The sequence below is a fragment of the Streptomyces sp. NPDC000348 genome (genome assembly GCF_042898795.1).
Classification (GTDB): domain Bacteria; phylum Actinomycetota; class Actinomycetes; order Streptomycetales; family Streptomycetaceae; genus Streptomyces.
Map to the genome: position 1 here is coordinate 199093 of NZ_JBIAZD010000001.1, position 17355 is coordinate 216447.

At 71.1% G+C, this 17355-nt stretch carries 16 protein-coding genes and 2 tRNA genes; 8 read left to right on the forward strand and 10 right to left on the reverse strand.

Going from position 1 to position 17355, the window contains the following annotated elements; translation table 11 throughout:
* The first annotated feature begins 5 nt into the window (after positions 1–5).
* Together rsgA and ACFY3N_RS00990 are read left to right on the forward strand one after the other, a co-directional pair.
* Positions 6–1016 (forward strand): ribosome small subunit-dependent GTPase A, encoded by a 1011-nt coding sequence (rsgA, locus tag ACFY3N_RS00985; protein ID WP_390814529.1) that lies wholly within the window; start codon positions 6–8, stop codon positions 1014–1016.
* A 110-nt stretch (positions 1017–1126) separates the two neighbouring features.
* On the forward strand, positions 1127–1450 hold the full coding sequence (locus ACFY3N_RS00990) for a DMT family transporter (protein WP_390814530.1): 324 nt from the start codon (positions 1127–1129) through the stop codon (positions 1448–1450).
* A gap of 6 nt (positions 1451–1456) precedes the next feature.
* Here ACFY3N_RS00990 and ACFY3N_RS00995 read toward each other — a convergent pair whose 3' ends face one another.
* Positions 1457–2065 carry a TetR/AcrR family transcriptional regulator gene (locus ACFY3N_RS00995; protein WP_390814531.1) on the reverse strand — a complete coding sequence of 203 codons (609 nt, stop codon included), beginning with the start codon at positions 2063–2065 and terminating at the stop codon, positions 1457–1459.
* Between the two features lie 127 nt (positions 2066–2192).
* On the opposite strand from ACFY3N_RS00995, the gene hisN reads away from it, so the two are divergent.
* Together hisN and ACFY3N_RS01005 are read left to right on the forward strand one after the other, a co-directional pair.
* On the forward strand, positions 2193–2993 hold the full coding sequence (gene hisN / locus ACFY3N_RS01000) for a histidinol-phosphatase (protein ID WP_390814532.1): 801 nt from the start codon (positions 2193–2195) through the stop codon (positions 2991–2993).
* Between the two features lie 169 nt (positions 2994–3162).
* Positions 3163–3564, forward strand: a complete 402-nt coding sequence (locus ACFY3N_RS01005) for a cyclic nucleotide-binding/CBS domain-containing protein (protein WP_390814533.1) — start codon at positions 3163–3165, stop codon at positions 3562–3564.
* Between the two features lie 71 nt (positions 3565–3635).
* Here ACFY3N_RS01005 and ACFY3N_RS01010 read toward each other — a convergent pair whose 3' ends face one another.
* Positions 3636–5087, reverse strand: coding sequence for a catalase (locus ACFY3N_RS01010; RefSeq protein ID WP_390814534.1), 1452 nt, complete (start codon positions 5085–5087; stop codon positions 3636–3638).
* Positions 5088–5232: 145 nt separating this feature from the next.
* On the opposite strand from ACFY3N_RS01010, the gene ACFY3N_RS01015 reads away from it, so the two are divergent.
* Positions 5233–5649, forward strand: coding sequence for a Fur family transcriptional regulator (locus tag ACFY3N_RS01015; RefSeq protein WP_390814535.1), 417 nt, complete (start codon positions 5233–5235; stop codon positions 5647–5649).
* 102 nt (positions 5650–5751) lie between these two features.
* On the opposite strand, the gene ACFY3N_RS01020 is transcribed toward ACFY3N_RS01015, so the two are convergent.
* The 4 genes from ACFY3N_RS01020 to ACFY3N_RS01035 all read right to left on the reverse strand — a co-directional run bounded on the left by ACFY3N_RS01020 (position 5752) and on the right by ACFY3N_RS01035 (position 11226).
* Positions 5752–5825: transfer RNA gene (locus ACFY3N_RS01020), tRNA-Met, on the reverse strand.
* Positions 5826–6117: 292 nt separating this feature from the next.
* On the reverse strand, positions 6118–7935 hold the full coding sequence (locus ACFY3N_RS01025) for a sel1 repeat family protein (protein ID WP_390814536.1): 1818 nt from the start codon (positions 7933–7935) through the stop codon (positions 6118–6120).
* A 222-nt stretch (positions 7936–8157) separates the two neighbouring features.
* A tRNA-Met gene (locus ACFY3N_RS01030) sits at positions 8158–8231 on the reverse strand.
* A 55-nt stretch (positions 8232–8286) separates the two neighbouring features.
* Complete coding sequence (locus tag ACFY3N_RS01035) at positions 8287–11226, reverse strand: UPF0182 family protein (RefSeq protein WP_390815016.1); 2940 nt, start codon at positions 11224–11226, stop codon at positions 8287–8289.
* Positions 11227–11390: 164 nt separating this feature from the next.
* Here ACFY3N_RS01035 and ACFY3N_RS01040 point away from each other — a divergent pair, with 164 nt between their 5' ends.
* Positions 11391–11933: a PPA1309 family protein gene (locus ACFY3N_RS01040; protein WP_390814537.1), complete on the forward strand. Its 543-nt coding sequence runs from the start codon at positions 11391–11393 to the stop codon at positions 11931–11933.
* Between the two features lie 9 nt (positions 11934–11942).
* Here the strand turns inward: ACFY3N_RS01040 and ACFY3N_RS01045 are convergent, their stop codons facing one another.
* The 4 genes from ACFY3N_RS01045 to ACFY3N_RS01060 all read right to left on the reverse strand — a co-directional run bounded on the left by ACFY3N_RS01045 (position 11943) and on the right by ACFY3N_RS01060 (position 15170).
* Positions 11943–13037, reverse strand: a complete 1095-nt coding sequence (locus tag ACFY3N_RS01045) for a PDZ domain-containing protein (protein WP_390814538.1) — start codon at positions 13035–13037, stop codon at positions 11943–11945.
* Between the two features lie 99 nt (positions 13038–13136).
* Complete coding sequence (locus tag ACFY3N_RS01050; protein ID WP_390815040.1) at positions 13137–13283, reverse strand: hypothetical protein; 147 nt, start codon at positions 13281–13283, stop codon at positions 13137–13139.
* Between the two features lie 161 nt (positions 13284–13444).
* Entirely contained in the window at positions 13445–13903 is a 459-nt protein-coding gene (locus ACFY3N_RS01055; RefSeq protein ID WP_390814539.1) for a molybdenum cofactor biosynthesis protein MoaE, read from the reverse strand.
* Positions 13904–14006: 103 nt separating this feature from the next.
* On the reverse strand, positions 14007–15170 hold the full coding sequence (locus ACFY3N_RS01060) for an SDR family oxidoreductase (RefSeq protein WP_390814540.1): 1164 nt from the start codon (positions 15168–15170) through the stop codon (positions 14007–14009).
* Between the two features lie 192 nt (positions 15171–15362).
* On the opposite strand from ACFY3N_RS01060, the gene ACFY3N_RS01065 reads away from it, so the two are divergent.
* Together ACFY3N_RS01065 and ACFY3N_RS01070 are read left to right on the forward strand one after the other, a co-directional pair.
* On the forward strand, positions 15363–16799 hold the full coding sequence (locus ACFY3N_RS01065) for a zinc-dependent metalloprotease (protein WP_390814541.1): 1437 nt from the start codon (positions 15363–15365) through the stop codon (positions 16797–16799).
* On the forward strand, positions 16796–17317 hold the full coding sequence (locus tag ACFY3N_RS01070; RefSeq protein ID WP_390814542.1) for an NUDIX hydrolase: 522 nt from the start codon (positions 16796–16798) through the stop codon (positions 17315–17317). Before ACFY3N_RS01065 ends, ACFY3N_RS01070 begins: the two co-directional genes overlap by 4 nt.
* The last annotated feature ends 38 nt before the right edge of the window (positions 17318–17355 follow it).

Below are 17355 nucleotides of genomic sequence, written 5' to 3' on the forward strand. Positions count from 1 at the left end.
TCACCATGCGCCGCTACGGCAAGCACACCGACGAGGACGACATCCGCTCCCGCCCCAACCGCAGGGGCAACCGGCCGCGCACCCACACCCGGCCCAAGCACGAGGACGCCGCCGAGGGCCTGGTCCTCACCGTCGACCGGGGCCGGCTGACCTGCCTCGTCGACGACCGGATCGTACTGGCGATGAAGGCCCGCGAGCTGGGCCGCAAGGCGGCGGTGGTCGGCGACCGGGTGGCGATCGTGGGCGACCTGTCCGGGAAGAAGGACACCCTCGCGCGGATCGTGCGGATCGGGGAGCGCGCCTCGGTGCTGCGCCGTACCGCGGACGACGACGACCCCTACGAGCGGGTCGTCGTCGCCAACGCCGACCAGCTCGCCGTCGTCACCGCCCTCGCCGACCCCGAACCCCGCCCGCGGCTGATCGACCGCTGCCTGGTCGCGGCGTACGACGGCGGTCTCGAACCGCTGCTGGTGCTGACCAAGTCGGACCTCGCGCCGCCGGACAAGCTGCTGGAGCTGTACGGCGACCTCGACATCCCGTACGTCGTGACCAGTCGCGCGGAGCTGGAGAGCGGCGAGGCGGCGGACCGGGTCCGGGAGCAGCTGGACGGCCGGATCACCGCGTTCGTGGGGCACTCCGGGGTCGGCAAGACGACGCTGGTCAACGCGCTGGTGCCGGAGGAACGGCGGCGTACGACCGGACATGTCAACGCGGTGACCGGGCGGGGGCGGCACACGACGACGTCCGCGCTGGCGCTGCCGCTGTCGGGTGCCGAGGGCTGGGTGATCGACACCCCGGGGGTGCGGTCCTTCGGGCTCGCCCACGTCGACCCGTCCCGGGTGATCCACGCCTTCCCCGACCTCGAGTCGGGCACGGAGGGCTGTCCGCGCGCGTGCAGTCACGACGAGCCGGACTGCGCGCTGGACGCGTGGGTGGCCGGGGGTCACGCGGATCCGGCGCGGCTGTACTCGCTGCGGCGGCTGCTGGCGACGCGGGAGCGCACGGAGGACGACTGACCTCCGCGTTGTTTGCCGTGGCCCCCGGACGGTAAGTGCATAATCGCACCGAGCCGGACCCGAACCTGACGAAGCGGTCACTGTAGGCGGGGAATGCGGGAGGACGACACATGGCGTGGCTGCTGGTCGTGGTGGCCGGGTTGCTCGAGACCGGTTTCGCCGTGTGTCTGAAGCTGTCGCACGGCTTCACCCGGCTCTGGCCGACCGTCGCGTTCTCCGCGTTCGCCCTGGGCAGCTTCGGGCTGCTGACCCTGTCGCTGAAGAAGCTGGACGTGGGACCCGCGTACGCGGTGTGGACGGGCATCGGCGCGGCGGGGACGGCCGTCTACGGGATGGTGTTCCTCGGGGACCTGGTGTCGACGCTGAAGATCGTGTCGATCACGTTCGTGATCGTCGGTGTGATCGGGCTGCAGCTGTCGGGGTCCGCGCACTGAGCCCTGCTACGGCACCACCGCGGGCCGGTGCAGGGCGCCGCGCACCAGGTCGGCGACGCCGTCGGCCGGGGGCGCGGCGACGCAGGACAGGGCGAGGCGGACCACCAGCTCGCAGCACCGGGCCAGCTCGGCGGTGCCTGCCCCGGTGACGCCGGGGCCGGCCAGGACCGCGACGGCACGGTCGCGGACGAGGCCGACGAGGTCGGTGGGTGAGGGCAGCGGGCCGTCGGCGCGGCGCTGCGCGGGCACGGCGGAGCCGGACGCCACGGCCGCGAGGCCCGGGGCGGGCAGGCGTTCGCCCCAGCAGCCGGTGAGCAGGGCGCGGGCCAGGGCGTTCTCACGGGCGCTGGCGGTGGTCCACTCGGCGGTCGCGGTCAGCCGGTCGCGCGGGTCCGAGTGGCCGCTGAGGGCGCGGTCGACGCCGGCGAGGTAGCCGTCGGCCTCCCTGCGGACGAGGGCCCGGGCCAGGCCGTCCTTGCTGCCGAACTCGTTGTACAGCGTCTGGCGGGAGAACCCGGCCGCGGCGGCCACGTCCACCATCCGCACCGCGGACCACGGGCGACGCTCCAGCGCCGTGCAGGCGGCGTCCAGCAGGGATTCCCGCGCTGCGGGCATCTTCGCCTCCCTCGGAACGAGCGGCCGGCCCTGCGGTCAGGTTTGACGCGCCGTCGGGCACTGTCAAGGGTTCGCGGGACCCGCCCCCGGTGGCCCCGCACCGACCTCGGCAGATACCGTTCGTTGCATGCCCGACTACCTCGACGACCTGCGTCTCGCCCATGTCCTGGCGGACGCCGCCGACGCCGCGACGATGGAACGGTTCAAGGCTCTCGACCTCAAGGTGGAGACCAAACCGGACATGACTCCGGTGAGTGAGGCGGACAAGGCCGCCGAGGAACTCATCCGCGGCCATCTCAAGCGCGCCCGCCCGAGGGACGCGGTCCTGGGCGAGGAGTACGGGGTGGAGGGCACGGGGCCCCGGCGCTGGGTGATCGACCCGATCGACGGCACCAAGAACTACGTGCGCGGGGTCCCTGTGTGGGCCACGCTGATCTCCCTGATGGAGGCCGGTGAGGGAGGCTTCCAGCCGGTCGTCGGAGTGGTCTCCGCCCCCGCCCTCGGCCGCCGCTGGTGGGCCGCGCAGGGGCACGGCGCCTACACCGGCCGCAGTCTGTCGTCGGCCTCCCGGCTGCACGTCTCCCGCGTCTCCGAACTCTCCGACGCCTCCTTCGCGTACTCCTCGCTCAGCGGCTGGGAGGAGCAGGGACGCCTGGACGGCTTCCTCGACCTCACCCGCGAGGTGTGGCGCACGCGCGCGTACGGCGACTTCTGGCCGTACATGATGGTCGCCGAGGGGTCGGTGGACCTGTGCGCCGAGCCGGAGTTGTCGCTGTGGGACATGGCGGCCACCGCGATCGTGGTCACGGAGGCGGGCGGCAGCTTCACCGGGCTCGACGGCCGCCCCGGCCCGCACGGCGGCAACGCGGCCGCGTCGAACGGGCTGCTGCACGACGAGTTGCTGGGGTATCTCAACCAGCGTTACTGAGCGGCACGGGGCGAGCGTGCGCGCCCCCGATCGGCCGCACGCGCCCTCTTGTTGACCCCCGCTGTGCCTGCCACTCTGAGAGCTCCCCCACTTGTGAACTTGTGAAATCGCGAACGAACCGGCCCCTCGCCCGTGACCTCGCGTTTTCCGGTAGGAGGTGGCTCCATCCATGCTCGTCCGTGACGCCATGAGCACCGTGGTCCTCACCATCGGCCCCGCCCACACCCTCCGGCAGGCCGCCGCCCTGATGTCCGCCCGCCGGGTGGGCGCGGCGGTGGTCCTCGACCCCGACGGCACCGGCATCGGCATCCTCACCGAACGGGACGTCCTCAACTCCCTCGGCCTCGGCCAGGATCCGGACGCCGAGCGCGCCCACGCCCACACCACCACCGACGTCGTCTTCGCCGCCCCGTCCTGGACCCTGGAGGAGGCCGCCGTCGCCATGGCCCGCGGCGGTTTCCGCCATCTGATCGTCCTGGACCGAGACGAGCCCGCCGGTGTCGTCTCGGTCCGCGACATCATCCGCTGCTGGGCACCCGGGCGGCAGCGGGCCCAGCAGGTACCGGCGTAGTGACACGCGGAACGGGCCGGACCCCGGGAGGGGGTCCGGCCCGTGTTTCGACAAGCGGTCCAGCGCTGGAATCAGCCGCGCAGGGCCTGGACCGCGGCCTCCAGCCGCTTGCCGAAGTCCTCGTCCGCCTGACGGAAGTTGTTGATCGCGCGGTCGGCGATCTCGTCACGCGTGACGCCGGAGATGGCGTTCGCCAGGTTGCTCACCAGGCGCTCCTTCTCCTCCTCCGTCATCAGCCGGTAGAGGTTGCCCGCCTGCACGAAGTCGTTGTCCTCGGCGTGGACGGGCGTGACCGTCTCGCCGGTGACGCCGGTCACCGGGATGGGCTGCCACAGCGGACGGCCCGTCTGGGCCGGGCCGCCGAAGCTGTTCGGCTCGTAGTTCTTCGCGCCCTTGTGGCGGCCGTCGTACAGGTAGCCGTCACGGGAGTTGGTACGCGCCTCGGTGGCGTGCGGGCGGTTCACCGGCAGGTGGTCGGCGTTGATGCCGACGCGGTAGCGGTGGGCGTCGCCGTACGCGAAGAGGCGGCCCTGGAGCATCTTGTCCGGGGAGGGACCGATGCCCGGCACGAAGTGGGCGGGGCTGAAGATGGACTGCTCGACCTCGGCGAAGATGTTCTCCGGGTTGCGGTTGAGCTCCAGCTTGCCGAACTCGATCAGCGGGTAGTCCGCGTGCGGCCAGACCTTGGTCAGGTCGAACGGGTTGAAGCGGTACGTGGCCGCCTCGGCCGCCGGCATCACCTGGACGTAGACGGTCCAGGACGGGAACTCGCCGCGCTCGATGGCCTCGCGCAGGTCCCGCTGGTGGGAGTCGGGGTCCTTGCCCGCGAGGATCTCGGCCTCCTCGGCGGTCAGGTTCTTGATGCCCTGGTCCGTCTTGAAGTGGTACTTGACCCAGAAGACCTCGCCGGCCTCGTTGTTCCACTGGTAGGTGTGCGAGCCGAAGCCGTCCATGTGGCGGTACGACGCCGGGATGCCGCGGTCACCGAACAGCCAGGTCACCTGGTGCGTGGACTCCGGCGACAGACCCCAGAAGTCGAAGACGTTGTCCGCCTCCGTCGAGCCCGTGTACGGGTCGCGCTTCTGGGTGTGGATGAAGTCCGGGAACTTGATCGCGTCCCGGATGAAGAACACCGGGGTGTTGTTGCCGACGAGGTCGTAGTTGCCCTCCTCGGTGTAGAACTTCAGCGCGAAACCGCGCGGGTCGCGCACGGCGTCCGCGGCGCCCAGGTTGCCGGCCACCGTCGAGAAGCGGAGGAAGGTCTCCGTCTGCTTGCCGACCTCGGAGAGGAACGCGGCCCGCGTGTACTGCGTGACATCGGCGGTCACCGTGAAGGTGCCGTAGGCACCGGCACCGCGGGCGTGCACCACACGCTCCGGGATGCGCTCACGGTTGAAGTGGGCCAGCTTCTCCAGGAGGAGCTGGTCCTGGACGAGGACCGGGCCACCGACGCCCGCGGTCTCGCTGTTCTGGTTGTCGGCTACCGGAGCACCGGCCTCCGTAGTGAGCGGTCCCTGCGTCACGTGCGCCTCCTGCGTCCTTGCTGACCAAACCATGCCTTGGCCAAATCCGATCCCGATCCTACAATGGACAATGTCTAAGTCAAGCAGAGCTCCAAAATCACACCCGTTCGGGATTCTCGTCCCCCCTGCTGTTAGGCTGGTGCCTATGAGTGACCTTTTGGAACGGCTCCGTGGACGTGGATGGCGGATGACCGCACAGCGCCGTGTCGTGGCCGAGGTCCTCGACGGCGAACACGTCCACCTGACGGCCGACGAGGTGCACGCCAGGGCCGTCGCCAAGCTGCCCGAGATCTCCCGGGCGACCGTCTACAACACCCTGGGTGAGCTGGTCTCGCTCGGCGAGGTGCTGGAAGTCGCCACGGACAAGCGGGCCAAGAGGTACGACCCCAACGCGCACCGTCCGCACCACCACCTGGTGTGCGCGCAGTGCGGCGCGATCCGCGACGTCCACCCGACCGGCAATCCGCTGTCCGACCTCCCCGACACGGAGCGTTTCGGCTTCACGGTCTCCGACGTCGAGGTGACGTACCGCGGGGTCTGCCCGAACTGCGCGGCGGCATAGGCGGCACGCGCACGCAAGCGGAAGCCCCGGCGTCCGAGGGATGCCGGGGCCGAGAACGACCTGAGGCCGGAATCCTGTCGGATTCCGGCCTCAGGCCTTCAGTAGCGGGGACAGGATTTGAACCTGCGACCTCTGGGTTATGAGCCCAGCGAGCTACCGAGCTGCTCCACCCCGCGGCGATGAATGAAACACTACGTCAAGACGTCCGGCAGAAGCAAATCCGTTTCCGCGCGCTCCTGCGGGCAGTCGCGCACCGCCCCGCCCCTGCGGGCAGGCGTGCCTCCCCCAGTGCCTTAAAGGCCTGGGAGGTGCCCCCAGGGCGATGGGGGCCCCGCTCATGGGGGTCCCCCCGCTCGAGCGAAGCCGAGAGTGGGGGGAGGAGCCGAGAGTGGGGGAGGGTGGGCCGGGGGTCCCCCTCTGGGGGAGGCACCCCGCCAACGCCGGGCTGCGCAATGCCTCCGCCCGGCCTCACGCCGACAGTTCCTCACGCAGCGCGTCCCGCAGCCGCGTCGCCCGCTCCGCGACCGCCGTCGGCCCCAGCGCCGCCGCCCGCTCGGCCCACCGCTGCCCCTCCGCGAGCTCCCCTCGCCGCGCGTAGACCAGCGCAAGCCGCAGCGCCGCCCGCCCGTGCCCCGCATCGGCCGCCCGGGTCCACCACACGGCCGCCTCCGGCTCGCTGCCCTCACGGGCCAGCAGCAACCCCAGGTTGAAGGCACCGTTGCGCGACCCGGCCTCCGCCGCCTCCCGGTACCAGCGCGCCGCCTCCACCACGTCCCCCCGGGCCGCCGCGAGCATCCCGACCCGCACCTGCGCCCGCCGGTGTCCCTGGGAGGCCGCCCGCTCGTACCACTCCTCGCACTCGCTGCGCCGGTTCACCGGCTCCCCCAGCTCGTGCGCGGGCTCCGGCGGCCTGCGGGCGTCCAGCACCGTCGCCAGCCGGTACGCGGCCTCCGCGCTTCCCCCGCCCGCCGCGCACCGCAGGAACCGCTCCGCCTCGCCCTCCTCGCCCTCCCGCAGCCGCGCCATCCCGACCTGGAGCGCCGCCTCCATGTGTCCGGCGGCCGCCGCCCGCTCGTACCAGCGCAGCGCGGACCGCTCCTCGCCCCGGCCCGCGTGCAGGATGCCGAGGTTGAAGGCGGCGTCCACACTGCCGGTCTCCGCGGCCTTGGAGAACCACGGCTCCGCGCCGGTCTCGTCCCCGGCCCGCAGCAGCAGGATCGCCAGCGCGTTCGCCGCCTCGCGGTGACCGGCGTACGCGGCCCGGCGGTACCACTGCTCGGCCTGGGCGGTGCGGCCCTGGTCGGCGCAGAGCAGCCCGAGGTTGTACGCGCCGTTGATGTCACCGGCGTCCATCGCGGCCCGGTACCAGCGCTCGGCGGTCTGGGTCTCGCCCCGCTCGGCGTGCAGCGCGCCCAGCGCGTTGGCGGCGTTGCCGTCGCCGTCCTGCGCGGCCCGCAGCCACCACACGGCGGCGTTCTCGGTGTCCCCGGCGTCGCGCAGCAGGAAGCCGAGCGCGCAGGCCGCCCGGGCCTCGCCGTCCTTGGCGGAGGTGAGGTACCAGCGGCCGGCCTCCTTGAGCTCGCCGCGCCGCTCCAGGATCGCCCCGAGGTGCAGTGCGGCCCGGCGGTGTCCCCGCGCGGCGGCCTGCCGGTACCACTGCTCGGCCTCCCGCACCAGCGCCGCGGCGTGGCCGTCGCCCTCCCGCGCGGCCCTGCGGTCCAGCGCCCGGGCCAGCCGGTAGGCCCCTTCCCGGTGCCCCCGCTCGGCGGCGGCCCGCATCCAGCGCTCGGTCCCGGCCGTGTCCCCGCGATGTTCCAGCAGGTCGGCGAGGGCGTACGCGCCGAGGGTGTGACCCTGCTCGGCGGACTGGCGCAGCCAGTACTCGGCGGCGGGTTCGTCCCCGCGCTCCCGGTGGTGGCGGCCGAGCGCGTGGGCCGCCGCGGTGGAGCCGGCCACGGCGGCGATCCGCCACCAGCCCGCGGCCTCGTCGGCGTAGCCCCGCTGGTGGAGCAGAACGCCCAGGTTGTTGGCGGCGGCGCGGTCGCCCGCGGCGGTGGCGGCACGCAGATGGGGTTCGGCCCCGTCGAGATCACCGCGGCGCAGCAGCATGGCGCCGAGGACGCTCATCGCCTCGACGTCGCCGGCCTCGGCGGCGAGCCGCTGACGGAGCTCCTCGGCCGCCTCGTCGGCGGCCTCCCCCGCTTCGTCGCGGGGTTCCTCCCGAGGGGAGGACTGCACAAAACGCCCTGTCCCGAACAGAGTTGCCTTGTCCCCCATACCATCCATCGTCGCACCACCTGCAACCTGGGTACACCTGGTATACCGCAGTCAGTGAGGTCACTACAGCGTTTTGTCGACATGCCCACAGAGAGACAAGTCAAACACAGATCCGCCAACTCCCGTCGGCGGCACGGCCGTCACTCGTCCAGGCACATGCGTTCGCCCATCACAAAGGCCCGGATTCCTTCAGGAATCCGGGCCTTTGATTCGCCGACTCGGCGATGTGAGTAGCGGGGACAGGATTTGAACCTGCGACCTCTGGGTTATGAGCCCAGCGAGCTACCGAGCTGCTCCACCCCGCGCCGTTGTGCTGCAACCGTAGCACGGCGCGGGGCGGGCGTTTGACCAGCCTGCTCGCTAGCTGCTCGGGCTCGGGCTCGTGCCGGGACCGGTACCGCCGTCCCCGCCGCCGCCACTGCCTCCTTCTGCCGACTGGGCCTGCTCGGCCTTGCGCAACGCTTCCTCCAGGTCCTTCTGCGCCTGGCCGTAGGCCTCCCAGTCGTTCTTCTTCAGGGCTTCCTGGCCGGCGTCGAAGGCCTTCTGGGCGTCGTTCAGCGCCTCCTGGACCGTCGGATTGTCGGACGTCGGCGGTGGCGTCGTGCCTTCCTGCTCGCCGGTTCCCTGGTCCTCGCCCGGTGGCTCGGTGGTCGTGCCCTCACCACCGAAGACCTTGCTGAGGGCCTGGTCGAGGGTGTCCTCGAAGGCGGTCTGGCCTCCGTAGGTCACCAGCACCTTCCGCAGCAGCGGGTACTTCAGTCCACCACCGCGCACGTAGACCGGCTCCACGTAGAGCAGTCCCCCGTCGAGCGGGACGGCCAGGAGGTTGCCGTACTCGACCTCGGAGTCACCGCCTCTCAGCAGCCTGATGGACTCGGCGATGTCCTGTTCGGAGTTGAACTGGCTCTGGACCTGTTTGGGTCCGGCGGCCGTGGTGCTGGTCGGCAGTTTCAGCACTCTGATCTTGCCGTAGTCCTCGGTGCCCGGATCGGCGTTCACCGCCATGAAGGCACTGAGGTTGTCCCGGCCGTTCGGCGTGAACGTCGTGGTGAGCGAGAAGGTCTGCTCGTCCTGGTCGGGCATCTTCATGCTGAGGTAGTACGGAGGCACCGCGTCGCCCGTCTTGTTGGTCGGGTCGTCCGGCACCTGCCACACCTCGCTGCCCGAGAGGAACGTCGTGGCGTCCTTCACGTGGTAGCGGGTCAGCAGTTCGCGCTGCACCTTGAACAGGTCCTGCGGGTACCGCAGATGGGACATCAGCTCGCCGGAGATCTCGGTCTTCGGCTGCACCGTGTCCGGGAAGGCCTTCATCCAGGTCTTCAGGACGGGGTCCTGGGTGTCCCACTGGTAGAGCTTGACCTCGCCGCTGTACGCGTCGACGGTCGCCTTCACCGAGTTGCGGATGTAGTTGACCTGGTTCTGCTGGGCCACCACCGCGCGCTGGTCGTTGGTGGCGGTCAGCGAGTCGGCCGTGGTGTCACCGAGGGTCGTCCGCGACGCGTACGGATAGCCGTTGGTGGTGGTGTAGGCGTCGACGATCCACTGGATACGGCCGTCCACGACCGCCGGGTAGGCGTCGCCGTCGATGGTCAGCCACGGGGCGATCGCCTCGACCCGCTCCTTGGGCGTGCGGTTGTACAGGATCCGCGACCCCTCGCCGATCGCCCCGGAGTAGAGGATCTGCGGCTCGCTGAACGCGACCGCGTAGGCGGCCCGGTTGATCGGGTTCTCGAGGTTGACCCCGCTGTCGCCCTTGTAGCTGTAGGTCTTCTCGCCGCTGTCGTCGGAGTAGTCGATCTCCTTCTGGGGACCGCCGACGATCGAGTACGTGGTGGTGCGCTCGCCGTAGTAGACGCGCTGCTCGTACTCCGGGAGTTCGCCCTTGGACGGCAGGTCGGACTCGACGAAGTTCGGACGGCCGCCGGAGTCCACGCTGGTGCCCTCGGCCGCGACGGCACCGTATCCGTGGGTGTAGCGGAAGTGGTCGTTGATCCAGTTCCGCTTGGGGATGCCGTCCAGGTTCAGCTCGCGCAGACCGATGACCGTGTCCTGCTCCTTGCCGTCGACGGGGTACCGGTCGACGTCCAGGTTGGTCGGGAACGCGTAGTAGTTCCTGATCTGCTGGAGCTGCTGGAACGTCGGCGAGACGATGTTCGGGTCCATGATCCGGATGCTCGCCGTGTCGGTGACGTCGTCCCGCAGCTGGGTCTTGTCCTCGGTCTGGCTCGTGCCCGGGTAGTCGGTGACCTTGGAGTCGTCGATGCCGTAGGCCTCACGCGTGGCCTTGAGGTTCTTCTCGACGTACGGCGCTTCCTTGGCCTGCTCGTTCGGCTGGACCTGGAACTTCTGCACGATCGCCGGGTACAGGCCGCCGATGAGGATCGCCGACAGCACCATCAGGCCGAAGCCGATCACGGGCAGCTGCCAGGTGCGCCGCCACAGCGTGCCGAAGAACAGCAGCGCGCAGATCACGGCGATGCAGAACAGGATCGTCTTGGCCGGCAGATAGGCGTTGGCGTCGACGTACCTGAGGCCCGTCCAGCTGTCGGTGGCCTTGAAGTCGCTGGACTTCACCGCCAGGCCGTACCGGTCGAGCCAGTAGGCGACCGCCTTCAGGGCGACGAAGACGCCGAGGAGCACCGAGAGGTGTCCGGTGGCCGCGGCCGTGGCGCGCGCGCCCGGGCTGGTGATGCGCAGCCCGCCGTACAGGTAGTGGGTGAGCGCGGCGGCGATCAGCGCCAGGATGGTGGCGGCGAAACCGAAGCCGAGCAGGAACCGGTACCAGGGCAGGTCGAAGGCGTAGAAGGAGACGTCGAGCTTGAACTGCGGGTCCTTCTGGCCGAAGGACACGCCGTTGACCCACATCAGCCAGGTCCGCCACTGGCTCGACGCCGAGGCGCCGGCGATCAGACCCACCAGCGCGGTGATGCCGAGCAGCAGCCACTTCTTGTACGGGGCGATGCCCATCCGGTACCGGTCGAGGTTCTGCTGCTCCATCGACATGGCGCTCAGCGGCGGCCGCATCCGGTGTGCCAGCCAGACGTTGAAGCCGACCGCGAGGGCCATCAGCAGACCGAAGACGAAGAACAGCCCGATCTTGGTCCACAGGGTCGTCGTGAACACCGACGAGTAGTCGACCGAGCGGTACCACAGCCAGTCGGTCCAGAAGCCCGCGAACATGGTGAACACCATGCCGAGGACGGCCAGGACGCCCAGTGTCATGAGCAGGGTCCGGACCCGCCGGGACGGGCGGCCCACTCTGATCCGTGGCCCCGTCGGGCCTCCGCCGCGGTCCGGCATCTGGAAAGCCAAGGTAGGCACCTCGAAGTTCGCTGTTGATTCGGCAGGTCCGCGTCTTCACGGACCGTGCGTGGCCCCCCGTGATCGCGGGCCCACACCTATGCAACTTACTCACGCTTTACTCGGTTCCCGATTCCGGCCAGGAACGAGAGAGGATTGTGACCATGTCCAACACACCCATGGCGGCCAACCCGCTCACCCGGGCCGTGCTCGAGATCGACGAGTACGTCTCCGGCCTCGGCTGGGACCAGCCCGCCCGCCTGTTCGCCCTCGTCGACACCGCCCGGCTGCGGGCCGAACAGCCCTCGCTCGCGGACCGGCTCGGTCTGGGCGACGAACAGGAGACGACCGCTCTCACCCCGATCGAGCAGGACGAGATTCCAACGGGCAAGCCGCTCGACGAGTTCCTGGGCACCATCGCCTGGCCCGACGCGGTGACCGGCTGTGCCCTGACCGTGGAGCGGCTGATGCTGCCGCCGTCGGCCGAGGCCCAGGTCCCGGAGGATCTGGACGAGGCCGCGCTGACGAAGTGGGTGGCGCGGCACCCGGAGCGCCAGGAGGTCCGGATGACGGTCGCGGTGCTGCGCGACGGAGCCCGCGAGTCCGCTCTGCGGTTGCGTGAGAAGGACTCCGCCACGGAGGTCCTCACCGGCTCCGAGCTGGTGCCGGGCCTGGCGGAGGCGCTGACGGCGACGTTCGAGGAGTAGCGGGGCCGGTCAGGACGCCGTGCACCTCGGCAGGTCCGAGGTGTCGCCGGAGCGGATGCCCTTCAGGGCGTCCAGGGCGTCGTCGATGGTGTCGACCTTCACCAGCGTGAGGCCCTCCGGGGTGTCCTTGGCGGCGGACGCGCAGTTGTCGGCGGGCGTAAGGAAGTACCGGGCGCCCTTGCTGCGCGCGCCCACCGTCTTCATCTCGATCCCGCCGATCGGCCCCACCCGGCCGTCGTCGTCGATCGTGCCGGTGCCGGCGACGAACGCGCCGCCGGTCAGGCTGCCCGGGGTGAGCTTGTCGTAGATGCCGAGGGCGAACATCAGGCCCGCGCTCGGCCCGCCGACGTCGGCGAGCTTGATGTCGATGGTGAACGGGAAGGTGTGGTCGGTCCCGGCGGAGATCCCGACGATGGCGCGCTCCTCGCCGCCGTCCTCGGAGGCCGTGGTGGTGATCGTCACCTTCTCGGTCCTCGTCGCCGTCCGGTTCTCCTTCTCGGCGGCGGCCTGCTCCTTGGCCGGCACGATCGTGAAGACGACGTCCTCGCCCGGCTTGTGCTCGGTCACCCGCTCGGCGACGTCGGCCGGTTCCTCCACCGCCGTGCCGTCGACGGCCTTGATGACGTCACCCGCGTGCAGCTCGCCCTCGGCGGGGGACCCCTTGACCACCGTGGAGACGATCACCCAGGACTCCACCGGGACGTCGAGTTCCTTCAGGGCCGCGACCTTGGCGCTCTCCTGGGACTGGCTGAACTCCTCGGCGTTCTCCTGGGTGGACTGCTCCTCCGTCTTGCCGTCGGGGTAGAGGGTGTCGTGCGGGACGACCTTGTTGTCGTGCGCGAGCCATCCGTAGACGGCCTCGACGAGGTTCATCCGGTAGTCGGCACTGGTGACCCGCACCGTGGTCATGTTGAGGTGCCCGTCCGTCGGGTAGGTCTTGTGCCCGTCGATCTGCAGCACCGGCTCGCCGTCGTGCTCGCCCAGCGTGTTCACCGTCGGCCCCGGGGACATCTCCGCATAGGGCACGGGGATGAACACTCCCGCGCACAGGAGCGCGATCAGCATCAGGGTGGAGGCGAGCATCGTCGCGGTGCGGCGTGGCATGACTCGACAGTACGGGACAGGCCTGTCAGCGCACCGTCAGGGCCGCCCGGACGGACGGCCCTGCCCGCGTCGTACGCCGTGACCTGCTGTCTTCGGCCCTCAGCCGCCCGGGCGCGGCTTCTCCATGGCCTCGCGGAACCGGGCGTAACCGATGAGTTCGGGGCCGTCGCCCCGCACCTTGCGGGTGCGATTGGCCCAACTGCCCCACAGCCCCGCTCCGATCGCGGCCACAAGCGGAATCAGCAACCAGGCGAGTGCCGCCATGCCGACCTCCCAACCCCATGAGCGTCCGCAACACTGACTGATCAGCAGATTAACCATCCGCAGTGACAACGCTCACGTCAGGGGTGGGGTTACGCAACCGGAGTTCCGGCCCGCTCAGCGGGCACCCGCCCCCGGCGACGGCGCTACACGCCGACCCATTCCTCGGTCCCGTCCGAGAACCTCTGGTGCTTCCAGATGGGCACCTCGTGCTTGAGGTCGTCGATCAGCTTCCGGCAGGCCTCGAAGGCCTCCCCCCGGTGCGGACAGGACACGCCGACGACCACGGCCAGGTCCCCGATCCGGAGGTCCCCCACACGGTGCACGGCGGCCAGCGCCCGAACGGGGTACTCGGCGGCGACCTTCCCGGCGATCCGCCGCATCTCGTCCTCGGCGCCGGGGTGGCACGAATAGCCGAGTCCGTCGACGTCGGCGCCCCCGTCGTGGTTGCGCACGGTCCCCACGAACAGTGCCGTCCCGCCGGCCGCGTCGTCCCCGACCGCGCGGAGGACCTCGTCCACGGAGAGCGGCGTGTCGCGGATCGAGATCAGCTTGATCGGGTCCTGTGCGGCCTGCTCACCGGGGTGCTCGTGCGTGGATGCCATGCCCCCATCGTGCCCCACCCCGGCGGCATCGCGGAACGGCGGCGTCGCCCGGCACGCGCGCGTGCCCGTACAAAGCTTCCCGGAGCTTCCCGCAGGAGGCACGTCAGATCCGGCGCCGGGCCTTGCGCGCCCGTCGTACCACCGCGGCCGCGCCCAGCAGGGCCACCGTCGCCCCCGCGGCGCCCGCCGCCGTCGCGTCCTTGCGCCCCAGCCGCCGGCCGGCCACCGTGTGCCTGCCGGACACCTCCTCCAGCAGTTCCGCGAGCACCTCCTCGTTGGTGTGCGCGGGCCGCCACCCGGCGTCGTGCAGCCGGCTCCCGCTCACCACCCAGGGGTACATCGTGTACGCCAGGTCCCCGGCCGGGGACGGGGTGAGCCCGATCCGGTGCAGCCGGGCCGCCGCGCCGAGCGCGACGGCCGACGGCAGCTCCATCCGCCGGATCCCGCTGAGCTCCTCGACCTCCTCCTGTTCCAGCCATCCGTCGCAGCCGACGGCCAGCTCGCCGTCGACCTTCTCCAGAACGGCGTACTCCAGGGCACTGCACAGGTCCTCGACGTGGCAGAACTGCCACGCGGGCCGCGACCCGGCCACCACGAGCAGCCTGGGCGACTCGAAGTACCTGGTCAGCGCGGTGTCGGTGCCTCCCACCAGCACGGCGGGGCGCACCACCGTGACATTGAGCCCCGGGTGCGCCCTGGGCGCCCGGCGCGCGAGCCGCTCGATCTCCAGGAGGTCGCCGACCCCCGTGGCCTCCGCCGTGGCCCGCAGCTCCGCGTCCTCGGACAGCGGCAGCTCGTTGTCCGGCAGCGCCCCGTAGACCATCGTCGACGTGCACAGCACCGCGCGGCGCACTCCGGCGGCCGCGGCGGCCGTCAGCACCGTCTGCGTGCCCCGCACGTTGTAGGCCGTCCGGGCGGCGGCATCGGTCTCCAGGTCCAGGTCGAGCGCGAGGTGGACCACCACGTCGGCGCCGCGCAGCTTGTCCGCGATGGCCGGGTCCCGTACGTCCAGGACGTGCCAGCGCGCCTCGGCGCACTCGCCGCGCCGCTCGTCGATGGCGATGACCTGCTTGATCTCCTCCGAGGCGGCGAGCCGCGCGGTGAGCAGCGCGCCGACGCCGGACGCGGCTCCGGTGACCGCTACGACGGGCCCGCGCGCCGCAGTCGTCCTGTCGGCGCGCAGCGCCTTCGTTGAGGGGCGATGGTCGGGTGACGGGTGGGCTGAGTCGTTTCGCGCTGCGCGAACCTGCGGATCTGGGGAACTCACCGGGCGTCTCCAGCGGTTGTCTTCAGTACGAGCGCGAGCGACGCGTGCGTACCAGGTGGCATCCATCCTGCCGCAGGCCTCCTGTCGGCGAAGCACCGAGGCCCGAACGGCTTCAGGTGTCTACGCTGGGTGGTGTTGTCGGGCAGCCGTGCCGCCGGAGAGAACCGGTGGCCTTACCAGCCGAGGAAACCCGTGAGTGACACCCCATTCGGATTCGGCCTTCCGCCGGAGGAGCCGGACGACGGCGACGAGGGCAAGAAGAAGGACCCGCAGAGCGGTGGTGGTCAGGGCCCGGCCAACCCGTTCGGCTTCGGCATGCCCGGAGCAGGAGGCTTTGGCGGCCCGGGCGCGGACAATCCGTTCGCCGCGATGTTCGGGTCGCTGAACCCCACCGACCTGGGCGCAGCGTTCCAGCAGCTCGGCCAGATGCTCTCCTACGAGGGCGGGCCGGTGAACTGGGACATGGCCAAGCAGATCGCCCGGCAGACCGTCTCGCAGGGCACCGCGGAGGGGTCGAAGGACGCGAGCGTCGGCCCCGCCGACCGCAGGGCCGTGGAGGAAGCGGTCCGTCTGGCCGACCTGTGGCTGGACGACGCGACCTCCCTGCCGTCGGGAGCCAACTCCGCCGTGGCCTGGAGCCGCGCGGAGTGGGTGGAGGCCACCCTTCCGGCGTGGCGGGAGCTGGTCGACCCGGTGGCCGAGCGCGTCGGGAACGCGATGGGTGACGTGCTGCCGGAGGAGATGCAGGCCATGGCAGGCCCGCTGATCGGCATGATGCGCTCCATGGGCGGCGCCATGTTCGGCACGCAGATCGGGCAGGCCGTCGGCGTGCTCGCCGGTGAGGTCGTCGGCTCGTCCGACATCGGTCTGCCGCTGGGCCCGGCCGGCCGGGCCGCGCTGCTGCCGCTGAACATCGAGACGTTCGGCAAGGACCTGGGCGTCTCCCAAGAGGAGGTGCGGCTGTACCTCGCCCTGCGCGAGGCCGCCCACCAGCGCCTGTTCGCGCACGTCCCGTGGCTGCGCTCACACCTGTTCGGCGCCGTCGACGGCTACGCGCGCGGGATCAAGGTGGACACCGGCAAGCTCGAGGACGTCGTCGGCCAGTTCGACCCGCAGAACCCCGAGCAGCTGCAGGAGGCCCTCCAGCAGGGCATGTTCCAGCCGGAGGACACGCCGGAGCAGAAGGCCGCCCTGGCCCGTCTGGAGACGGCTCTGGCGCTCGTCGAGGGCTGGGTGGACGCCGTGGTGCACGCGGCGGCCAAGCCCCGGCTGTCGTCGGCCGACGCGCTGCGCGAGACGCTGCGCCGCCGTCGCGCCTCGGGTGGCCCGGCGGAGCAGACGTTCGCCACGCTGATCGGTCTGGAGCTGCGCCCGCGCCGGCTGCGCGACGCCTCGCGCCTGTGGGCCTCGCTCACCGACGCGCGCGGAGTCGACGGCCGGGACGCCCTGTGGGCGCACCCGGACATGCTGCCGACGGCGACCGACCTGGACGACCCGGACGGTTTCGTGCACCGCGAGCAGATCGACTTCTCCGAGCTGGACAAGATGCTCGGCGAGGCCGCCGGCAGGCCCGACCTCAAGAAGAAGGACGCGGACAAGGACGAGAACGAGGGCGACGACGCCGAGTGAGCCTCCACGACGACGCGGTCCTCGTGCTCAAGGGGTACGAGGACCAGCCCGAACTGCGCCAGACCTATCTGGACCATCTCGCGGCGCATCCGGACGGCATGTGGAAGGCCTGCGGGGACGCTCACATCACGGCGAGCGGCCTGGTGATCGATCCCGAGCGGGGCCGGGTCCTGCTGACCCTGCACCGGAAGCTGCGGATGTGGCTCCAGATGGGCGGGCACTGCGAGCCGGGTGACGTCTCGCTCGCGGCGGCGGCCCTGCGGGAGGCGACGGAGGAGTCCGGCATCGCGGGACTGACGCTCGTGCCCGGCGGGCCCGTGCGGCTGGACCGTCACCACACGCCGTGTGCCTGGCACCTGGATGTCCAGTACGCGGTCCTGGCTCCGCCCGGAGCAGTCGAGGCGATCAGCGACGAGTCCCTCGACCTGCGCTGGTTCCCGTACGACGAGGTGGCGGACGTGGCCGACACCTCGGTCACCCGTTTGGTGGAAGCGACCCGGATGAGACTGGGCGCCTGACCGGGGGGTGGGGGCGACCGCCCGGGCGGTCGCCCCCA

Excerpts from the sequence above, each read along its gene's own strand:
- ACFY3N_RS01040 (WP_390814537.1), top strand. The coding sequence starts at position 11,391 with ATGTCCAACACACCCATGGCGGCCAACCCGCTCACCCGGGCCGTGCTC.
- ACFY3N_RS01025 (WP_390814536.1), bottom strand. The coding sequence starts at position 7,935 with ATGGATGGTATGGGGGACAAGGCAACTCTGTTCGGGACAGGGCGTTTT.
- ACFY3N_RS01015 (WP_390814535.1), top strand. The coding sequence starts at position 5,233 with ATGAGTGACCTTTTGGAACGGCTCCGTGGACGTGGATGGCGGATGACC.
- ACFY3N_RS00990 (WP_390814530.1), top strand. The coding sequence starts at position 1,127 with ATGGCGTGGCTGCTGGTCGTGGTGGCCGGGTTGCTCGAGACCGGTTTC.
- ACFY3N_RS01045 (WP_390814538.1), bottom strand. The coding sequence starts at position 13,037 with ATGCCACGCCGCACCGCGACGATGCTCGCCTCCACCCTGATGCTGATC.
- ACFY3N_RS01055 (WP_390814539.1), bottom strand. The coding sequence starts at position 13,903 with ATGGCATCCACGCACGAGCACCCCGGTGAGCAGGCCGCACAGGACCCG.
- ACFY3N_RS00995 (WP_390814531.1), bottom strand. The coding sequence starts at position 2,065 with ATGCCCGCAGCGCGGGAATCCCTGCTGGACGCCGCCTGCACGGCGCTG.
- rsgA (WP_390814529.1), top strand. The coding sequence starts at position 6 with ATGCGCCGCTACGGCAAGCACACCGACGAGGACGACATCCGCTCCCGC.
- ACFY3N_RS01005 (WP_390814533.1), top strand. The coding sequence starts at position 3,163 with ATGCTCGTCCGTGACGCCATGAGCACCGTGGTCCTCACCATCGGCCCC.
- hisN (WP_390814532.1), top strand. The coding sequence starts at position 2,193 with ATGCCCGACTACCTCGACGACCTGCGTCTCGCCCATGTCCTGGCGGAC.
- ACFY3N_RS01035 (WP_390815016.1), bottom strand. The coding sequence starts at position 11,226 with ATGCCGGACCGCGGCGGAGGCCCGACGGGGCCACGGATCAGAGTGGGC.